Source organism: Holdemanella hominis, from assembly GCF_014306155.1.
Classification (GTDB): Bacteria; Bacillota_I; Bacilli_A; order Erysipelotrichales; family Erysipelotrichaceae; genus Holdemanella; species Holdemanella hominis.
Window position 1 is genome coordinate 19,939 of sequence record NZ_JACRWH010000005.1, and the last position, 18,820, is coordinate 38,758.

Annotated in this window: 17 protein-coding genes and 2 other annotated features (1 of these 19 cut by a window edge); of the genes, 5 read left to right on the plus strand and 12 right to left on the minus strand. The window is 34.2% G+C overall.

Translation table 11 applies throughout. The annotated features are described in order from the left end of the window. Nucleotides 1–26 (minus strand) — a binding site (T-box leader); it reaches 183 nt to the left of the window's first position. Between the two features lie 53 nt (nt 27–79). The 4 genes from H8911_RS02675 to H8911_RS02690 form a co-directional block, all read right to left on the minus strand. Next, nucleotides 80–808, minus strand: a complete 729-nt coding sequence (locus H8911_RS02675; protein WP_117924016.1) for a hypothetical protein — start codon at nt 806–808, stop codon at nt 80–82. Nucleotides 809–816: 8 nt separating this feature from the next. Next, nucleotides 817–1,428, minus strand: coding sequence for a CpXC domain-containing protein (locus H8911_RS02680; RefSeq protein ID WP_117924014.1), 612 nt, complete (start codon nt 1,426–1,428; stop codon nt 817–819). 6 nt (nt 1,429–1,434) lie between these two features. Next, entirely contained in the window at nt 1,435–2,337 is a 903-nt protein-coding gene (locus H8911_RS02685; RefSeq protein ID WP_186998625.1) for a cation efflux transmembrane domain-containing protein, read from the minus strand. Between the two features lie 61 nt (nt 2,338–2,398). Beyond that, the gene (locus H8911_RS02690) at nt 2,399–4,315 is read right to left on the minus strand and encodes an aconitate hydratase (protein ID WP_117924010.1); all 1,917 of its coding nucleotides are present in this window, start codon (nt 4,313–4,315) and stop codon (nt 2,399–2,401) included. 93 nt (nt 4,316–4,408) lie between these two features. Here H8911_RS02690 and H8911_RS02695 point away from each other — a divergent pair, with 93 nt between their 5' ends. Further along, entirely contained in the window at nt 4,409–5,683 is a 1,275-nt protein-coding gene (locus H8911_RS02695; protein ID WP_186998626.1) for a citrate synthase, read from the plus strand. Next, on the plus strand, nt 5,680–6,675 hold the full coding sequence (locus H8911_RS02700) for an isocitrate/isopropylmalate dehydrogenase family protein (RefSeq protein WP_186998627.1): 996 nt from the start codon (nt 5,680–5,682) through the stop codon (nt 6,673–6,675). Before H8911_RS02695 ends, H8911_RS02700 begins: the two co-directional genes overlap by 4 nt. Before the next feature lie 17 nt (nt 6,676–6,692). Here the strand turns inward: H8911_RS02700 and H8911_RS02705 are convergent, their stop codons facing one another. Then, on the minus strand, nt 6,693–6,950 hold the full coding sequence (locus H8911_RS02705) for a hypothetical protein (protein WP_117924004.1): 258 nt from the start codon (nt 6,948–6,950) through the stop codon (nt 6,693–6,695). Between the two features lie 76 nt (nt 6,951–7,026). Beyond that, the gene (locus H8911_RS02710; RefSeq protein ID WP_186998628.1) at nt 7,027–8,250 is read right to left on the minus strand and encodes a neurofilament protein; all 1,224 of its coding nucleotides are present in this window, start codon (nt 8,248–8,250) and stop codon (nt 7,027–7,029) included. Between the two features lie 158 nt (nt 8,251–8,408). Here H8911_RS02710 and H8911_RS02715 point away from each other — a divergent pair, with 158 nt between their 5' ends. Both H8911_RS02715 and H8911_RS02720 read left to right on the plus strand, forming a co-directional pair. Further along, nucleotides 8,409–9,533: a S1C family serine protease gene (locus tag H8911_RS02715; protein ID WP_186998629.1), complete on the plus strand. Its 1,125-nt coding sequence runs from the start codon at nt 8,409–8,411 to the stop codon at nt 9,531–9,533. Between the two features lie 75 nt (nt 9,534–9,608). Beyond that, nucleotides 9,609–10,568, plus strand: a complete 960-nt coding sequence (locus H8911_RS02720) for an L-lactate dehydrogenase (RefSeq protein WP_117926862.1) — start codon at nt 9,609–9,611, stop codon at nt 10,566–10,568. A 13-nt stretch (nt 10,569–10,581) separates the two neighbouring features. Here the strand turns inward: H8911_RS02720 and H8911_RS02725 are convergent, their stop codons facing one another. Then, the gene (locus H8911_RS02725) at nt 10,582–11,328 is read right to left on the minus strand and encodes a metallophosphoesterase family protein (RefSeq protein ID WP_186998630.1); all 747 of its coding nucleotides are present in this window, start codon (nt 11,326–11,328) and stop codon (nt 10,582–10,584) included. A 163-nt stretch (nt 11,329–11,491) separates the two neighbouring features. After that, nucleotides 11,492–11,712: a binding site (T-box leader), on the plus strand. Between the two features lie 64 nt (nt 11,713–11,776). On the opposite strand from H8911_RS02725, the gene H8911_RS02730 reads away from it, so the two are divergent. Next, nucleotides 11,777–13,513, plus strand: coding sequence for a carbon starvation CstA family protein (locus tag H8911_RS02730; protein WP_186998631.1), 1,737 nt, complete (start codon nt 11,777–11,779; stop codon nt 13,511–13,513). A gap of 242 nt (nt 13,514–13,755) precedes the next feature. On the opposite strand, the gene H8911_RS02735 is transcribed toward H8911_RS02730, so the two are convergent. Genes H8911_RS02735 through murG form a run of 5 tightly spaced genes read right to left on the minus strand, consistent with a single transcriptional unit; the run spans nt 13,756 to nt 18,791 of the window. Beyond that, entirely contained in the window at nt 13,756–15,381 is a 1,626-nt protein-coding gene (locus tag H8911_RS02735) for a DAK2 domain-containing protein (protein WP_186998632.1), read from the minus strand. 10 nt (nt 15,382–15,391) lie between these two features. Then, nucleotides 15,392–15,751, minus strand: a complete 360-nt coding sequence (locus H8911_RS02740) for an Asp23/Gls24 family envelope stress response protein (RefSeq protein ID WP_117570682.1) — start codon at nt 15,749–15,751, stop codon at nt 15,392–15,394. A gap of 55 nt (nt 15,752–15,806) precedes the next feature. Then, nucleotides 15,807–16,814: an OCRE domain-containing protein gene (locus tag H8911_RS02745; protein ID WP_186998633.1), complete on the minus strand. Its 1,008-nt coding sequence runs from the start codon at nt 16,812–16,814 to the stop codon at nt 15,807–15,809. Continuing rightward, nucleotides 16,808–17,707: a UDP-N-acetylmuramate dehydrogenase gene (gene murB / locus H8911_RS02750; RefSeq protein WP_186998634.1), complete on the minus strand. Its 900-nt coding sequence runs from the start codon at nt 17,705–17,707 to the stop codon at nt 16,808–16,810. Before murB ends, H8911_RS02745 begins: the two co-directional genes overlap by 7 nt. Before the next feature lies 1 nt (nt 17,708). Then, the gene (gene murG / locus H8911_RS02755) at nt 17,709–18,791 is read right to left on the minus strand and encodes an undecaprenyldiphospho-muramoylpentapeptide beta-N-acetylglucosaminyltransferase (protein WP_186998635.1); all 1,083 of its coding nucleotides are present in this window, start codon (nt 18,789–18,791) and stop codon (nt 17,709–17,711) included. Between the last annotated feature and the right edge of the window lie 29 nt (nt 18,792–18,820).

The following is an 18,820-nucleotide window of genomic DNA, read 5'->3' on the forward strand; positions in this document are numbered from 1 at the left end:
TTACTATTTCTTTTCATTGCTTTGAAAATAATATAGTCTTAATGAAAATAAATGTCAAGTTAAAATGTAAATTTTTACATTATTTTTCCCATGAATAATAGGAACCTCCAAACACAAACAGATGCTCAAAAGGTAATAAAGAACGAATCCATTCATTGAAGCCTTTTGGATTCTTTTCATCGTGGACAATTGTTTTCACTAAGCGATTCTTTCCACCGACATTTTTATACATCCTTAATTGCCATCCATTTTCTTCTACTTCTTTGGTCTCTAGATCCAAACTTGCCATCGCTTCTAAAATGGCATAGGCATCTTCTTTAGAAATCGTAGCTTGTTGCGTTTTTAAAGCCTGTACACCTTCTTTTGACATAACATACCTTGTTAGATAGACTCTTCCATTAGCACTGATTGTCAAGTTCTGTGCCACCTCTTCAGAGATGTGCGCATAATGCCACTTACTTAATAAGTTACGATTTAACTTAACACATTGAAGTGTATCTGATTCTTTTAAAGATAAATATCTCAACAATAATTCTTTAAACACCCCAGATTCAATAACACTTTTTAAAAAGGAAGGAACATAATTTTCTTTTTCAAAAACATATGTAATATAGGTATATACTTCCGTTTCATTCAAATCATGAATACTTTTATTTAACACGGAATCAATGTGCAACATATATTGTTCATCGTTCAAATTTTCCATTTGTAAACAATGATACACATTTAATATAATCGGATCATATGCATCTTTTACGCGATATCCCACGTGTAATAAATCTACACATGCATGAATGCTTTCAATCATTGAATCACCTACTTCGTATTTGAAACAGCCCAAGAAGCATCTACAATATAATCTTGTTTAATATCTGATAAAAAGACTTCTTCCACTTGTTTATATACACCTTCATGAAACGGCATAAAATGCATCTTATCACTTTCTTTTTCATCCAATACCATAACGTAATGTGGATTTTCAAAATTTTGAATATTCCAATAATAAAGAGCATTTACATTATCAGCATCTTCATATTGAGATAGTACAAGGAGTTTATAAAGTTCCATAATACGATCATCATATCCACTATCTGAAATCAAAATCTTCTCGATCCAGTCTCGCTCATTATCTACGATTCGTACTGTATAATCTTCACCTACATTGGCATGATCTAAGATTTTTTTAATGGGTTGCAGTTCTTTTTCTTCTGTAAATTGAATCAACAACTTTTTTTCCATATCGTGATATAAAACTGGATACGGAATATGGAATTTAGAATGGCAATGTGCACATTCCATATCAAAGAGTTTTCCACTTAACACTCTATTTTTCATATCTTTGTCCATTTGAACGTTGATCGACGTAAAAATATCAACATTAAACTTTTCATTACATTCAGGACATACTAATTCTATTTTATTTTCCATTCCAAATTACTCCTCTTTATTCGCTAATACATTGGGTACAAGTTCGACAAAACAATCTTCATATTCTTCTTGAAGTGCTATTTTCAATTCTCGATTGGCTACTTCCAATTCGGTATACGACATCATATCAATTCGTGTTGTGAAATAGATGGATATCCACATTTTTCTTCCTGTTGTCGTAATATCATAAAATACCGGATCATATGGATAATTATCCAACACAGAAGAGGATATGCTTTTGATTTTTGCGACTTCTTTTTCATCAGGACTCAACAACATCAAACTACGAAAACTTTCTCCTATCATTTGAATTGGTTCTTTCATCATGCCTAAGGCAAGGACGATTGCGACAATCTGATCAAAATAGGGAGATATACAAGAGAGTGGTGTGTGCCCTAAAAACGAAGATAGGAAAAACGCAAGTGATACACCTATACTTGAAAACACATCGATTTTCCAGCCATAAATTTCTACATCTACAGTTGGTGATGTTACTTTTTTATTAATTCGCATTAAAATCAATAAAATCAGTGCAGAAAAGCATGTTAATATCGTTTCAAACAAAGATACCTGCATGTGGTCAATATCATTCCCTCCATTCAACATAATTTGAACATTGTTCATGATTAGAGCCATCATAACCGCAATAAACATAAATCCTTTCAAAAGAATCACAATACTTTCAAGTTGTGCATATCCAAAGGGATGTTTTTCTGTAACCGGCTTATAGAATAAAGGAATAATATAAATCGTTAATCCAATCACGACAAGTTCAGTTGAATCATAGACTGTATCTGCCAAAACAGATTGCGATTTAGAAAAGATTGCCATGATAAGTTCTGCAAGCGCAAATACAACACCGGACCAAAATGAAATACGCATCACAATTTGTTCCTGTTTTTCTTTCATTTTCTCACCTAATTTCCTCATTATTATATCACAAGAAAAAGGAACGCTTGATAAAACGTCCCTATTGTTGATTACGAATGTAGTTTAATGCGCCACCCGCCATAAGAATATCAATATCTTCTTGACTAATTGGTGCATGTACTTTGTATGTTTCATTCTTTGTCACGTTTTCAACGATCAAATCTAATGAATCATATAATGAGTTTACAATTTCTATCTTTAATTCATCCATTTCATCGATTTTATCGTAATCTGATTTATCTGTAAATATCAGTGGCAACAAGCCAAAGTTGACTAAATTAGCCAAGTGAATACGGGCAAATGATTTTGTCAAAACAGCTTTAATGCCTAAATACATAGGTGCAAGTGCTGCATGTTCTCTACTTGATCCTTGTCCATAGTTTTCTCCAGCTACAATGATTCCACCATTATTTTCTTTACATACTTCATCGAAATGAGGTTTATTATTTTCAAATACAAATGTGGATAATTTTTCGATATTTGAACGATACGGTAAAACCTTAGCTCCTGCTGGAGCAATGTGATCGGTTGTGATATTGTCTGGTAATTTTATTACAACTTTTTTATCAATTGTTGAATCCATTGGCGTATTTACTGGTAGTGGTTTAATATTGGGGCCACGAACAATTTCTACATTTTCTGAATCCTTACTTGGAGCATAGATCAATGAATCATCGATATAGCTTTGTTCTTTTTCAAATTCATCCACATATTCCAAAGTGGTTGGATCCGTGATGACTCCTGTAATTGCGCTGGCTGCAGCTACTTCTGGTGATACTAAATAAATGCCTGCACTTAATGTGCCGCTTCGACCATAAAAGTTACGGTTAAATGTACGTAAACTTACTGCATCACTCTTTGGACTTTGTCCCATACCAATACATGGTCCACATGTACATTCTAGAATTCTTGCTCCACAAGATACAAATGTCGCAAGTGTTCCGTTTTCAATTAATTTCATTAAAACTTGTCTAGATCCTGGTGAAACCACAAGACTTACATTGTGAGCAATCTTTTTCCCTTTTAAAATGGATGCAGCTTTCATTAAATCTTCATAACCTGAGTTAGTGCATGATCCAATCGCAACTTGGTCCACTTTCATTCCGGCTAGTTCAGAAACATTTTTTATAGCATCTGGTGAATTTGGACATGCCGCTAATGGAGTAAGTTCATCCAGATTGATTTCAACTGTTTCGTCATAATGACAACCTTCGTCTGCACTTAAAGCAATGTAGTCTGATTCTCTTTGTTGGCGCTTCAAAAATTCACGAGTTACTTCATCACTTGGAAAAATAGATGTAGTTGCACCAAGTTCTGCCCCCATATTTGTGATGGTAGATCTTTGGTAGACACTTAAATTTTTAACGCCTTCTCCGGTATACTCAAATACTTTTCCAACTCCGCCTTTTACACTTAGTAATTCTAACAATTTTAAAATAATATCTTTACTTGAAACACCATGTGCTAAAGTACCCGTTAATTTTACTTCGACTACTTTAGGGCATGTTAAGCGGTAACCAATTCCTGCCATAGCTTTGGCAACGTCTAATCCTCCAGCACCAATGGCGATACATCCCATAGCGGAAGATGTTGGTGTGTGTGAATCGGAACCAATCAATGTCTTTCCTGGTTTGGCAAAACGTTCTAGATGAACTTGGTGACAAATTCCATTTCCGGGTTTTGAAAAATAAATCCCATATTTACTAGCTACACTTTGAAGGTAAGCATGGTCATCTGCATTCATAAATCCATTCTGTAATGTATTGTGATCCACATAGCTGACAGATAATTCTGTTTTTACTTTTTTTACGCCCATAGCTTCAAACTGCATATAAGCCATAGTTCCTGTGGCATCTTGTGTTAGAGTCTGATCCATTTTGATTTCAATAGGTTGCCCCGCTTCTAATTTTCCTTTTAATAAATGTTTTTCTAGAATCTTATACGTTAAATTTTGCATAGACAATATCCTCCGTTTGGAATTATAACAAAAAATGTAACAAAATGAAAGTTTATGTTATAATATGAAACACATGAAAGGAGGTTTCAGAAAATGAAGACACTTAAAGAAATCTATCAAGCTAATGAAGAACTCAATTATATCGATTCTTCCTTATACTCTAGATATCGTGTAAAAGCTGGTCTTAGAAATGATAATGGCACGGGAGTTAAGGTGGGTCTGACTAAGATTTGTGATGTTATTGGATATAAATTTGTTCATGAAAAGAAATACAACATTGATGGACAACTAATTTACAGGGGATATCCCATCAATTATTTAGTTGATAAACAACCTAAAGATCGTATTTTTGGATTTGAAGAAGTCGCATTCCTTTTGATTTTTGGCACATTACCAACAGAAGAACAGTTACAAGAATTTAAAGATTATTTATTGAACTTTAAAATGGGGCCTGTAGACTTACAGTATGAAACACCAAACATACTAAATGCACTTCAAATTGAAGTGTTGAAGTTATATGCAAAAGATCCAAGCGCTGATACAGATGACTTAGAAGAACGAATGATAAAAGGATTAAACATTCTAGCGAGTATTCCACTTTTCACATTTTCATATGCCCGCAACAAAGTCTTTAAATCCTATCCTTATCCCGACAAAAGCCTAGCTGAAAATATCTTATGTATGGCTAGAGGGAATGATCAATATACTTTAGAAGAGGCAAGGATCTTGGATACTTTATTAATGATTCATGCCGATCATGGTGGAGGAAACAACTCAACTTTTGCCAATGTCGTAATATCGAGTACAGGAACAGATATCTATTCTTGTATTTCGGCTGCCATTGGTTCTTTAAAAGGACCTAAGCATGGGGGTGCCAACTGTAAAGTTACCAATATGTTTAAAGCTATCTTCCATGAGGTTGGATTTACAACAGATAAATTAACACTAAAAAAGATTGCGAATCGTTTGTTAGATAAAGACTTCTTTGATCATAGTGGATTAATTTATGGAATTGGACATGCGATTTATACGAAGAGTGATCCTCGTGCATTATTGATTCAGCAACAATGTGAAATGCTCGCAAAATCAAAAGGACAAGAAGATATCTACAATTGTATCCATGCATTTGAAAAAGTTGCCGTTGAAGTCATGAAAGAAAGAAAAGGCATCGATGTATGTGCCAATGTTGATTATTATTCCGGCTATGTTTATTCATTGCTGGGGATTGAAAACGACTTATTTACACCACTATTCGCGATCAGTCGTACAGCCGGATGGGTTAGCCATCATTTAGAGAATCGTCAATCAAACCGAAAATTAATACGACCTGCCAATGTATATGTAGGAGGAATGGAGGAAAACGAATGACTACAATAACAGTTTTTAAAGGGGACGGGATTGGTCCTGAAATTACGGATGCTGTAATCAAAGTATTGAATGCTGCAGGAGCAGATTTAGAATATGAATTCTTTAACGTAGGTGCAAAGGTATATGAAGAAACGAAAGAATATATACCAGAAAAAGCGTTTGAATCTTACGAAAAGAATAAAATTCTATTGAAGTCTCCTATCACAACGCCAGTTGGTAAAGGTTTTCGTTCATTGAATGTCACTTTGAGAAACAAATATGACTTGTGGGCAAATATTCGTCCAGCTAAATCGAATCCTTGTATTCCTACTCGTTTTGAAAATGTAGATATCGTAACTTTTAGAGAAAACACTGAAGATCTATATGTAGGAAAAGAAGAACAGATTGATGAGAATACAGTATATGCATATAAAATCATCACAAAAAAAGCGAGCACAAGAATTATCAAGGCTGCTTTTGAATATTGTGTAAAACATAATCGCAAAAAATTAACTTGTGTACATAAAGCTAACATCTTAAAAATGAGTGATGGTTTATTCCTTCATATTTTTGAAGATATTGCCAAGGATTATCCTCAAATTGAAGCCAATTCTTTAATTGTAGATAACACTTGTATGCAGTTGGTTATTCATCCCGAACAATTTGATGTGATGGTCATGCCAAATCTTTATGGAGATATCGTTTCCGATTTAACGAGTGGATTAATTGGCGGTTTAGGATTACTTCCTAGCTGCAATAAAGGTGATGAATATGCGATGTATGAAGCTGTACATGGCAGTGCTCCTGATATTGCTGGCAAACACATTGCCAATCCAAGCGCTTTATTATTGTCAGCTTGTATGATGTTAGATGATTTACATCAAGATGTGGTTTCTAATAAAATCCGTAAAGCTTTAAATAAAGTGTTCGAAGAACATAGTGTATTAACGTCAGATCTTGGTGGCAGCGCAACAACTGAACAGTTCACAGAGGAAATCATTAAAAATTTATAAAAAAAGGAAGACGATGTTTATTCATCGTCTTCATCTTCGTCAGCCAATAATGGTTGGCGATTTTTTAATGTCAAAATATATGTTCCATCTTTGGGATATGCACTTTTGTCTTTTTGATCACTCAAGATTTCCAATTCACATGGATATCCTTCGTTTTCAAGAATCTGTAAAAGATTATCCTTACCAATTTTTTTAGTAATTGCACGTCCACATGCACAGTTACCATATTGATCAAGGCATTGTTTAATCCACACAGGAATTTTTGAAGCTGCCATTGTATCCTCCTTGATTAAAAGTATTCGCAAGCTATATCATATGCAAAACACCTTTAAAAATCAAGTAGAATCCAATTTAACCTTCTAAAACTGCAATAATATTTGGATAATATGTAAAACGATCATCTACAAACTGCAAAGCTTGGTTTGCGATTTGTTTTGCCTTATCTTTATCAACACCTTCATAAATTGAAGCATAACGATAATAGATATAATCTTTGATTTGATTTTCTCTTAAGATATAAGCATAATCTGCATCACCTAATCCATAATCACCATGCAAGATATATAGATCAGCTACATCCATCATAATACGATTACTGTACTTGTTATGTAAGTCTTCTAATTGTGATAATACCGCGAAAATAAAGTGTTCATAGTAATCTACATCTTCATATTTCCATGTTTTTAAAACACTGTAAGCTAAATCCATGAATTCTTCGACAAACTTTTCTACATCAACGCCAACTTCTTCTTCTAATTTCTTTGAATCATGAATATCTTTGTGTTGTGCAATCATCAATACTTTACGCATTGTATCAAATTGATCTTTATATTCTTCTCCATCCGCAACAACATCTGTAAATTTATAATTCAATGCATGTGCAACATCTGCTTGTAAATCTTCTGGTTTTTGAGGTTTGATATCAGCTGTCTCAAATACTTTTGATACAAGTACTTCTACTAATCCTTCATCATAACCATCTTCTTCAAAGTTAAACTTACCAGTCAATTGATATTTGTTTACTAGATTTTCTGAAACAGATTTTACATCCGGATTTAAGATTAATTGTTGAATAATTGACTCACGAGTTACATCCATTGACATAGCTTTTGCTAAATCTAGGCATGTATCCAATGATAACTTAGCATATTGTTCTTCTTTAGTCATTTTCTTAGTTGTAGCCTTTTTAGTTGTAGTTTTCTTAGTAGTTGTCTTTTTAGTAGAAGCTTTCTTTGTTGTAGCTGGTTTAGCAGCTGCTTTTTTAGCTGGAGCCTTCTTTTCTGCAGCTACTTTTTTAGCAGGTGCTTTCTTTTCCTCTGCAGGTTTAACTTTTTCTTTTTTAGCTGAAGCCTTTTTTTCTGCAGCTACTTTTTTAACAGCTACTTTCTTTTTCTCTGCAGGTTTAGCTTCTTCTTTTTTAGCTGGAGCCTTTTTTTCTGCAGTTGCTTTTTCAGCAGGTGCTTTCTTTTCTTCTGCAGGTTTAGTTTCCACTTTTTTTTCTTCAACAGGATTTACTGCTTTAACTTCTTCTTTTTTATCAACTACTTTTTTATTTGTAACTTTTTTTGTTGGCATACGGAACCTCCCTTAAACATGCTTTCTATAACGCTATTATATCACTGAATAGAAATAATCCAAAATTTGTATAGACAAAATAGCGTATTTGATGCATGTATTTTGTTTAATTTGGTGTATACTACAGAATGTAGCATATTATATGAGGAGGAATCAACATGCAAACACCACCTGAATTTAGGTCCAAAAAATATGTCCCTGTTCGAAATAAAATTATAACCACTGTAGGTATAATCCTATTATCGGGTGTCGTTGGATTTGGTGCTGGCTATGCCGGAAGCCATCTATCTAATAATGCTAATGTCACTATTCAGCAACAAACTAATAAATCCAATTTTGGAACCGTTCAAGTATCGGATGTTTCTGACATCGTAGAAAAATGTAAAGATAGTGTTGTCGAAATCACAACTGAATCTGCTTCAAGTGGAAATTCCATTTTTGGACAATACGTTTCACAAGGTGCCGGCAGTGGAGTCATCATCAGTAAAGATGGATATATTGTTACGAATAACCATGTAGTAAGTGGAGCAACAAGTTTAAAAGTGACAACTACAGATGGCACAGAATATGACGCGAGTGTTGTTGGTAAAGATTCACAGACAGATTTAGCCGTTATTAAAGTGGATGCGAACAACTTGCAGGCTGCAACACTTGGTGATAGTGATATTTTACAAGTTGGAGATCCTGCCATTGCCATCGGAAATCCATTAGGAGAACTTGGTGGTACAGTTACAACGGGAATTATTTCTGCAACAGATAGACAAATCACAATTGACGATGAAACTATGACACTTCTACAAACAGATGCTGCCATCAATCCAGGAAATTCTGGTGGAGGATTGTTCAATGCTGACGGTAATCTAATTGGAATTGTTAACGCAAAGGAAAGTTCAACTGGAATTGAAGGATTAGGCTTTGCGATTCCAATCACACCTGCTCAAGACATTATCACAGAGCTTATGCAAAATGGAAGTGTCACTTCAAGACCTGCATTAAATGTTAGTTTATATGACTATACTTCAAACAATCAAGGTCAATATTCAAAATACGAAGATGGCTGCTACATCGTACAAATTGTTAAAAATGGAGCAGCTGATAAAGCAGGACTAAAACAAAATGATCGTATTCTTAGTTTTGATAGTGAACAAATCCAATCAACAAGTGATGTAAAAAATGTTCTAAAAAAGCATAAAATTGGAGATACCATTAAAATGGTCGTTGAAAGAGATTCTAAGAAGATTACAGTAGAAATTACTCTACAAGCCCAAACCCAAACTAATTAAGCCAGTTATACACTGGCTTTTTAGTTGAAACTAACCTATAATAGTTGTGTACATATAAGAAGGAGAATGAAGTTTATGTCTGAAAAAATCAAAAAAAGAAAAATCATGCTTGTTGGTACAGGGTTTGTCGGCATGAGTTTTGCCTATTCAATGCTTTCAGAAAAAGGAATCGATGAACTTGTTTTAGTCGATGTCAATGAAGACAAGGCAAAAGGTGAACAAATGGACCTTAATGATGGGCTAGTATATGCAGATACGAAAATGAAAATCTCTGCTGGAACATATGCAGATGCAGCTGATACTAACATTGTTGTCTTAACAGCTGGTGCTGCTCAAAAGCCAGGTCAAACTCGTTTGGATTTAGTTAAAATCAACGCAAACATCACAAAAGGTGTATGTAAAGCCTTAAAAGAAAATAATTTCAACGGTATCTTAGTTGTTGCCAACAACCCAGTAGACATCATGACATATGTTGCATGGAAAGAAAGTGGATTACCTAAAAACCACGTTATTGGATCAGGTACTGTATTAGATACAGCTCGTCTACGTCACGCATTAAGCGAAAGATTAGGATTTGCAGACAGTAATATCCATGCATATATTATGGGTGAACATGGAGATTCTAGTTTCGTTCCTTGGATCCATTCATATATTGGATGTAAAAACTTACTTGAATACTTAGATGAAAATAACATTTCTTTAAGTGAACTACAAGAAATCTATATTGACGTTCGTGATAAAGCTTATAAAATCATCGAATTAAAACGCGCCACTTACTATGGAATTGGTTTGGCATTAAAACGTATCGTATCTTGCATCTTAAATAATGAACGTGCTATCTTACCAGTTAGTGCATATCAAAATGGTGAATATGGTAAAGAAGGCTACTTTATTGGAACACCAAGCGTTGTTGGTTCAAATGGTGTAGAACAAGTGATTCGTTTACACTTAAATGAAAATGATCAACAAAGATTTGATCATTCATTCGATACATTAAAAAATACAATTGAAGAAAATCTTCAAGACATTCTTTAAATAAATTGCCTGACTAAATTTTAGCCAGGCTTTTAATTTCTTCATCTATATTATCTAGTAATAAAACTTTATCAAATAAAGTCAAACATGGCTTATCGGAATCCGAATAATGAATCATATCATCATGATAATGTCCACTAAACCACATTTTATAATCTGTTTTCTTCTCAACTGTTTCTAAACAATCGTGTAAATCATAATAATCATCTCCATATAAAGCCATATCCGTTTCATATTTATGAGTCAATGGATGCGATGAATATGTATCGTGCGATAAAATATAATCAACTTCCCAATTATTTTTTTCTAATGTTGCAAAAGCATGTTTCGCTTCTTCAATCGTACAAATTTCATCTTTCCACCAATTTTTATGTTCTGTACGATAATTAACATCGTGGGAAAATCCTCCACCCATAGTAAAGAATTTATAACCATCAATATTGAAAACCTCACCGCGCATTAAATGAAATACTTTCGAGCGAATACGATGTACTTTACCACCTTTATACTCTTCTACAGGATACGTATTAAGAACATCAAAATTTTCATGATTCCCATCAATAAATAAAGTGTTCCAAGGAAGTGAATCTAACCATTTTAACCAGAAGTTATCCCCTGTACTTCCATCCCAAACGCAACCAAAATCTCCGCATATAATAACATAATCATTTTCTGTTAAAGAATTGCCAACTGTAAATTCTCTAGGATTGATTTTATGAATATCTTGTTCTCTATGAATGTCTCCAGTTATATAAATCATCTATTCCCCTCCAACAACATTTTTATATTATAGCACAAACGTTCACATGTTAACAAACAAATGGCAATTGTAATTAATGTAAATTGTGAAAATGTTAATTTTCATTTTGTTACATTTTTTATTGACATACTTTTCAAGATGGTATATTATACAAACACAAATATTCAAAGCAATGAGCAAGACACGACTTTAAGCAAGCCCGGTTTAAGAGAGTATCAAATTTGGTGAAATGATAACAACGGTCCTTAGAGCTATCACTTGTGAGCTAATCATTTGAAATTATAAGTAAGATGATTCGTCCTTCGCGTTAAGAAGTTCTAAGTGGCAATAATGTAGTTGCAAACTAAGTGGTACCGCGGAATAGTGTTAGATTTCGTCTTAGATAGACGAAGTCTTTTTTTATTATTTGAATATTTGAATAGAAAGTTTTAAGGGAGGAAAATTATTTATGAATGGTCTATTATTATTAGCTATCGCTGCTGCATTATTACTTACAGCTTACTTAGTTTATGGACGTTATTTAGTTAAAACATGGGGAATTGATCCAAAAGCTAAGACACCTGCTTATGAAAAAGAAGATGGAGTTGATTATGTTCCAAGTAATAAATGGGAAGTATTTGGACACCAATTCTCTTCAATTGCCGGAGCCGGTCCAGTAACTGGTCCAGTACTTGCGATGGTATTTGGATGGTTACCTGCATTTTTATGGGTAATGGTCGGAGGAATCTTCTTTGGAGCCGTACAAGACTTTGGTGCTCTATACGCATCTGTTAAATCTCATGGTAAATCAATGGGACAAATCATTGAAACATACATTGGTAAAACAGGACGTAAATTATTCTTCTTGTTCTGCTGGTTATTTACTTTATTAGTTATTGCTGCTTTTGCTGACATGGTTGCAGGATCATTAAACGGATACAATGCTACAGGTGCACAATCTTTACCTAGTGGAGCTGCTAGTTCAATCACAATTCTATATGTGTTTGTTGCGATCGCATTTGGTTTCTTCTTAAAGAAAACGGGGCTTTCTGGATGGAAACAAGTTGTTTTAGGCATTGCACTAATCGTCGCTATGTTAGCATTAGGAATCGCATTCCCAGTTTACTTCACTAAACAAACTTGGGTATATCTAGTATTCGTTTATATCTTCTTTGCGAGTGTCACACCAATCTGGGTGTTAAAACAACCACGCGATTATTTAACTACATTCTTATTCATCGGAATGATCGTTGCTGGAGTTGTTGGTGTATTTGTATCAAATCCTACAATCACATCACCTGCATTCACAGGATTTAAATCTGCAACAGGAAGCTATATCTTCCCAACATTATTCGTTACAGTTGCTTGTGGTGCTGTTAGTGGATTCCACTCACTTGTATCTAGTGAAACAAGTTCTAAACAAATTCGCAACGAAAGTGATATGTTACAAGTTGGATACGGAAGTATGTTACTTGAATCATTACTTGCTGTACTTGTAATCGTTGTTGTTGGATCTTTAACTAGCTTAGCTAGCAAAGGCGTATTAAATGAAACATTATCTTCTATGGCCTTTGCTGATACTGCAACTCCATTTATTAAATTTTCAGTTGGTGTTACTGGATTGATTTCCCAATTTGGATTCCCTCAAGAATGGGGTCTATGCATCATGACAATGTTCGTTTCTGCTTTGGCATTAACTTCATTAGATGCTGTCGCTAGAATCGGACGTTTATCATTCCAAGAATTATTTGAAGTCAATGAAGACGCTGAAACAAACAGTGTTGTCGCTTTCTTAACAAATAAATATGTTGCTACATTGATCACATTAGCCGGTGGTTACCTATTAAGCCTAGGTGGATATTTAAATATCTGGCCATTATTCGGTAGTGCTAACCAATTATTAGCTGCGATGGTATTAGTTTCGTTATCTGTATTCTTAAAAGTTACAGGACGTAAAGGATATATGTTATATGTACCAATGGTTATGATGTTAGTTGTAACGATGACAAGCTTAGGAATGTCAGTATACAACATCTGCTTAAAGTTATTCGTTACTGGCGGATTCGTATTTATGACAGACGGACTACAATTATTCTTTGCTATTCTATTAATGGCATTAGGATTGATGATCTTCATTGGTTCTGGAAAGAAATTAGTTCAACCTGTTGAAAAGGCAATGCTTCAAGAACAAGAACAAAACGCATAAAACAGTCAAGACCGCATCAAGCGGTCTTTTCTTTTACTAAAATCGACAAGGATGACGGAAGCGTTAAAATGGTTGAAAAAAGGACTCGAACAACATGTTGTCCGAGCCTAATCTAAGCTACAAACCGTTTTAGGGTATATATCGTCCCTTAAATTCCTGGAGAGCAAATTCAGCAACCCCCTACAAAATTTATTGTACTAAAAATCCATCAGAACTAAGTCTGATGGATTCATTGCTTGTTACTATTCAACACCAATAATAAATGAATAAACCGGTTGATTTCCTTCATGGATTTCAACTTCTGCATCACTGTTATCTTCGATATAAGCAGCGATTTCTTCAGCCTGTTCTTTTGTAGCTGTATCACCATAAATCAAAGTAACAAGTTCACTATCGTCATCTAACATTTTATCCAACAATTTTTTTGTTGCTTCCATGCAGTCTGGACAAGATACACAAATATCTTTTCCAAAAATGCCCATATATTCATCTTTTTTAATTTCAAGACCATCATATGTTGTATCTTTAATCGCATAAGTCACTTCACCAGATTTAACATTTTCAATAGCTTCATTCATTTCAGCTAAATTATCTTCTAATTCAACATCTGGATTAAACATAACACAAGCACTTAATCCTTGTGGAATTGTTTTACTTGGAAGTACATGAATATCTTGATCTGAGCATACCTGTGCAGCCTGACTAGCAGCTAAAACAATATTTGAGTTGTTTGGTAAAATGAAGATATGATCTGCATTCAACTTTTCAACGGCTGAAACAAAATCTTCTGTACTCGGATTCATTGTTTGTCCACCACCAACAACAATGTCAGCTCTAAGTTCTGTAAACATCTTCTTGATTCCATCACCAGGAGCTACGGTAATAATGGCATATTTTTTGTGTTCTGCCATTTTTTCCTCTTCTTCTTTTTCGATAATATTGTCATGCTGCTCTTGCATGTTTTCAACTTTTAACTTAATAAAACGACCCTGACGACGTCCCATTTTAATCGCTGTGAATGGTTCTAATGTATGAACATGAACTTTTACTAAATCATCATCTTGCACACAAACAATTGAATTACCAATTGTTGCTAATTCATCTTTAAAGCTAATTTCAGAGAAATGACGAACACCATTTTCCGATAACTTCAAAATAAATTCTGTACAGAATCCATATTCTTCTTCTCCACCCTCTACTTTAGCTTGTGCACTTTCACCAGTTGCTTTTACACCTTCAAGTTGAACTGGATGACCTTCCATAGCAGCAAGGAATCCTTCTAAGATCACACAAAGACCTTTTCCACCACTATCAACTACACCTACTTCTGCAAGTACAGGTAATAATTCAGGGGTTCTTTGTAAAGAAGCATTGGCTTCTTCCACCATCTTCTTCATAACATCCATACAATCTGTAACATCTTCAGTTGTAGTGTATGCATATGTATAATCTGCAGCTTCACGAACAACAGTTAAAATTGTTCCTTCTACTGGACGCATAACAGCACGATAAGCCACACGACTTCCATTAACCAATGCATGAGCCAATTGGGATGCATCCATATCATCTAAATCTTCAACTGCTTGATAGATTCCTCTAAAAATCTGAGACGTAATAACACCAGAGTTCCCACGTGCCCCCATTAATAATCCACGAGATAACGTTTTCGCAATATCTTTTACAGAATCTGAATTCGTTTTAAGTGCTTCTTTTACACCATTTGATACGGTTAAATGCATATTTGTACCTGTATCTCCATCTGGCACAGGGAAAACATTCAATGCATCGATTTCCGCTGAATGATTTGATAAGTTATTCATTCCGGATTCAAGCATCTGTTTAAATAAAATACCATTAATTCTTTCCATCTCTTAACCCCTACTTTACCGCACGAACACCTTGGACATAGATGTTTACAGCGTTACATTTTACTTCCAAAGTTTTCTCCAATACGTATTTAACACGTTTTTGTGCTTCATACACAACTTGACTTAATTTAATTCCTTGTAATGCAATAATATAAAGATTCAAAACTAATCCCGTTTCATCTTGTGTCACAACAACACCACGAGCATAGTTTTCTTTTTTCAATAATTCTGCCCAGCCATCTTTCAATGTCTTCTGACTAGCCATACCTACAATACCATAACATTCAGTAATTGCTCCACCAGCTAAATTGGCAATCGCATCTAATGAAATTTCGATATTTCCGTATTCTGTTGATTTATTAATAGGCATAATAAAACCTCCCGTTTTTATTAATTATACTCTACTTAAAATATAAACACAAATCCTAATACGCTTCTACAAAGCTTTGAGATTCCTCATCCCAATAATAATATGTACCATTTCCATCATAATATTCACCTGTATTTGGATCATAATACATTCCAATGTCTTCATGATAATACACGCCTGTGTTATCATCATAAACCCATTCAACCTGATTCCAAGATTCATCTTCTGTTGGCTGTTGTTCTTCTTGAACCTCGGTATTTTCCAAAGTTTTTTCATCTGTTGCTTCAGTCTTTTCGGCCTTTTCCATCTTCTCTTCCTGTTTTTCTTCAACCTTTTGTTTCGAATTCAAATCATCACAATTCACCTTTTCAATTGTTGAATGCGTAGAATCCAAAACCAGACAAACAGACTGTCCTTTTAGTTTTGTCAAAACACTTTGGTATTTAGATAACATTTTTATACTTTTTAAATTGGTATAAACAATATTCCCATCTTGCATTGTGATTTTAAACATATTTTTATCATAACTTGTTTTATAAGGTACGATTTCTGCAAACTTTTCAATTAATTCTCGAGTTAACACTTTTCGATGTTTTTGAAATTGTTCACACAACTGCTTTCTTTGTTTTGCATTAAAATTTGACAACAAAGGAAAATGTACAATTATATTTAAATACTGTTCATCTATTTCAATCGAAGAGCCATCTTGGCAAAGGGCATAATTTTTATTATCCTTCACATAATAGCCAACCATCAATTTTTCCTGCACATTAAAAGTAAGCTTTCGATTTTTCTTTGAAACATCACAAGACTGTACAAAAGGCATCTTTTCTACTCTCTTCTCCAATATAATCGAAGGCATTAAATAGATACGTGTCTTCGTACTCACATTTGCCAAATCGTAGACTTCACTATCTGACAAATAATAGTTGTTTTTACATGATAAAACCTTGACATGGGAATCTGTAGAAAAATAATACACAAAAATACTAGCTACCATCATAACAACAAGACTAAAAATAATCGATTGTTTAATAGTTAGCTTAACTTTTTTCTTTACCAATATAACTGCTCAACTTCCGTAACCATGTCAATATTATATTCTTTTTTTGCTCGAGTTTTAATTTCATGAATCAAATCACGAACATCTTGAGCTGTCGCATTCAAATCATCATTCACAATAAAATTACAGTGCTTTTCACTAACCATTGCACCACCAATTTTATGGCCCCTTAATCCCAGCTCTTCAATCAATTTCCAAGCTGGAATTTCTTCTGGATTTCTAAACACACTACCTGCACAAGGCTTATCCAAAGGCTGTGCACTCATTCTTCTTTCACGTCTAGAATCCATCAAATCACGAATATCATTTTGGTTTCCTTTTTCTAATTGGAAACGACCCACTAAAATAGTCCAATCCTTGTGTGATTGGAAGATAGAATGGCGATATGCATAATCCAATTCATCTTTTTTCATCCAACAAATTGTATTATTTTTTAAAACACAGACATCAATTAAATGATTAGCCAAATTATCCTTATAGGCTCCGGCATTCATATAAAGTCCACCACCAATCGAGCCTGGAATTCCACTTGCCCATTCCAAACCTGTTAGTGATCTTTTCATGGCCTCTACTGCCATATTTATAATTGAACATCCCGCTTGCGCTACTAGAACTCCATCTGGTTCAAAGTAGAAATCATTCAAAGTACGATCTAGATTGATGATTGCACCATGAAAATCTGTATCCGAACATAAAACGTTAGATCCACGTCCAAGTACATAATATGGAATGTTTTCCTGTGCAAGTATTTCAAGCACACACATTAGTGCTGTACAATTTTTGGGATATATATAATAGTCTACGCAACCACCAATCTTAAAAGTGGTATGTTTCTTCATAGGCTCATGTTCTAAAACTTCTGCATACGTCATTAAACGATCCTTTATGCTCATATTATTTCCCCTTTTTACATATATTTTTTAATAAATCTATAATATCATATGCCGCATTCGGTTTACCCATCTGCAATGCATGTTCATGTGTTTGTTCATATACCACTGGATTTGCGTATAAAGATACAATTTGACCTTGCAAAGTTTCTGCATTCAAATCCTTTTCTTCAATAATACGACAAGCTTGTTGTCTTAGCAGCATACTCGCATTATAAAATTGATGGTTATTTGCCACATAAGGACTTGGTATCACGATAGAAGGAATCCCTAAAGCCGTTACTTCTGCAAGCGTTGTAGCACCTGCACGACAAACCATTCCATCTACATGTCCATAAATACGCAATGTATCTACATATGGTACAACATGAATATTTTTTTGGCTTTCAAATAAATTCAAATCTTGAGAATTGTCTTTTCCGCAGACATACAAAAATTGTAAATCATCATTGACATCCTTTAAAGCACTCTTCATTAATTCATTTACAGAACTAGAGCCCAAAGAACCCATCACAATAAGAATTGTTTTTTTATCTAAATCTAAACCTAATGATTTAAAATAGTCTTCATCAAATATTGCCTCTTTGGCAATTGTTGCTCTTGGATTTCCCAACATATGAATCTTTTCCTTTGGAAAAACCTCATTACATTTTTCATAACAAGTTATAATCGCATCCACTTTCTTCATAACAAGCTGGTTGGCCTTACCAACAATGGAGTTTTGTTCATGAATTACGGTGTGGATTCCTAAAGAATGAGCCGCCATAATAACTGGCGCACTCACATATCCTCCAAATCCAATCACAACATCTGGATTGAATTCTTTTAAGTATTTTTTTGCCTTACCTTCTGCTTTAAACATCTGACAAACCGCCATACATTTTTTTAATGCATTTCCTACTAATCCAGAAGTATGTAGAGCCTTAAACGCATAGCCATTTTGCGGAATCAAATCCTTTTCCATGCGATCATCATTTCCAATAAATAATATTTCAGTCGAAGAATCAAGTTCTTTCATTTTATCTGCTAAAGCTAAAGCCGGATAAATATGACCCCCTGTTCCTCCTGTCACAAAACAAATTTTCATATTAAAAACCTCACCAAGTATATCATATA

What these genes read in the sequence shown, in the direction of transcription:
- H8911_RS02735 (WP_186998632.1), bottom strand. Translation starts at nt 15,381, where the DNA reads ATGGAAAGAATTAATGGTATTTTATTTAAACAGATGCTTGAATCCGGA.
- H8911_RS02695 (WP_186998626.1), top strand. Translation starts at nt 4,409, where the DNA reads ATGAAGACACTTAAAGAAATCTATCAAGCTAATGAAGAACTCAATTAT.
- H8911_RS02680 (WP_117924014.1), bottom strand. Translation starts at nt 1,428, where the DNA reads ATGGAAAATAAAATAGAATTAGTATGTCCTGAATGTAATGAAAAGTTT.
- H8911_RS02690 (WP_117924010.1), bottom strand. Translation starts at nt 4,315, where the DNA reads ATGCAAAATTTAACGTATAAGATTCTAGAAAAACATTTATTAAAAGGA.
- H8911_RS02675 (WP_117924016.1), bottom strand. Translation starts at nt 808, where the DNA reads ATGATTGAAAGCATTCATGCATGTGTAGATTTATTACACGTGGGATAT.
- H8911_RS02730 (WP_186998631.1), top strand. Translation starts at nt 11,777, where the DNA reads ATGAATGGTCTATTATTATTAGCTATCGCTGCTGCATTATTACTTACA.
- H8911_RS02725 (WP_186998630.1), bottom strand. Translation starts at nt 11,328, where the DNA reads ATGATTTATATAACTGGAGACATTCATAGAGAACAAGATATTCATAAA.
- H8911_RS02715 (WP_186998629.1), top strand. Translation starts at nt 8,409, where the DNA reads ATGCAAACACCACCTGAATTTAGGTCCAAAAAATATGTCCCTGTTCGA.
- H8911_RS02720 (WP_117926862.1), top strand. Translation starts at nt 9,609, where the DNA reads ATGTCTGAAAAAATCAAAAAAAGAAAAATCATGCTTGTTGGTACAGGG.
- H8911_RS02740 (WP_117570682.1), bottom strand. Translation starts at nt 15,751, where the DNA reads ATGCCTATTAATAAATCAACAGAATACGGAAATATCGAAATTTCATTA.
- H8911_RS02710 (WP_186998628.1), bottom strand. Translation starts at nt 8,250, where the DNA reads ATGCCAACAAAAAAAGTTACAAATAAAAAAGTAGTTGATAAAAAAGAA.
- H8911_RS02685 (WP_186998625.1), bottom strand. Translation starts at nt 2,337, where the DNA reads ATGAAAGAAAAACAGGAACAAATTGTGATGCGTATTTCATTTTGGTCC.
- murB (WP_186998634.1), bottom strand. Translation starts at nt 17,707, where the DNA reads ATGAGCATAAAGGATCGTTTAATGACGTATGCAGAAGTTTTAGAACAT.
- H8911_RS02700 (WP_186998627.1), top strand. Translation starts at nt 5,680, where the DNA reads ATGACTACAATAACAGTTTTTAAAGGGGACGGGATTGGTCCTGAAATT.
- murG (WP_186998635.1), bottom strand. Translation starts at nt 18,791, where the DNA reads ATGAAAATTTGTTTTGTGACAGGAGGAACAGGGGGTCATATTTATCCG.
- H8911_RS02705 (WP_117924004.1), bottom strand. Translation starts at nt 6,950, where the DNA reads ATGGCAGCTTCAAAAATTCCTGTGTGGATTAAACAATGCCTTGATCAA.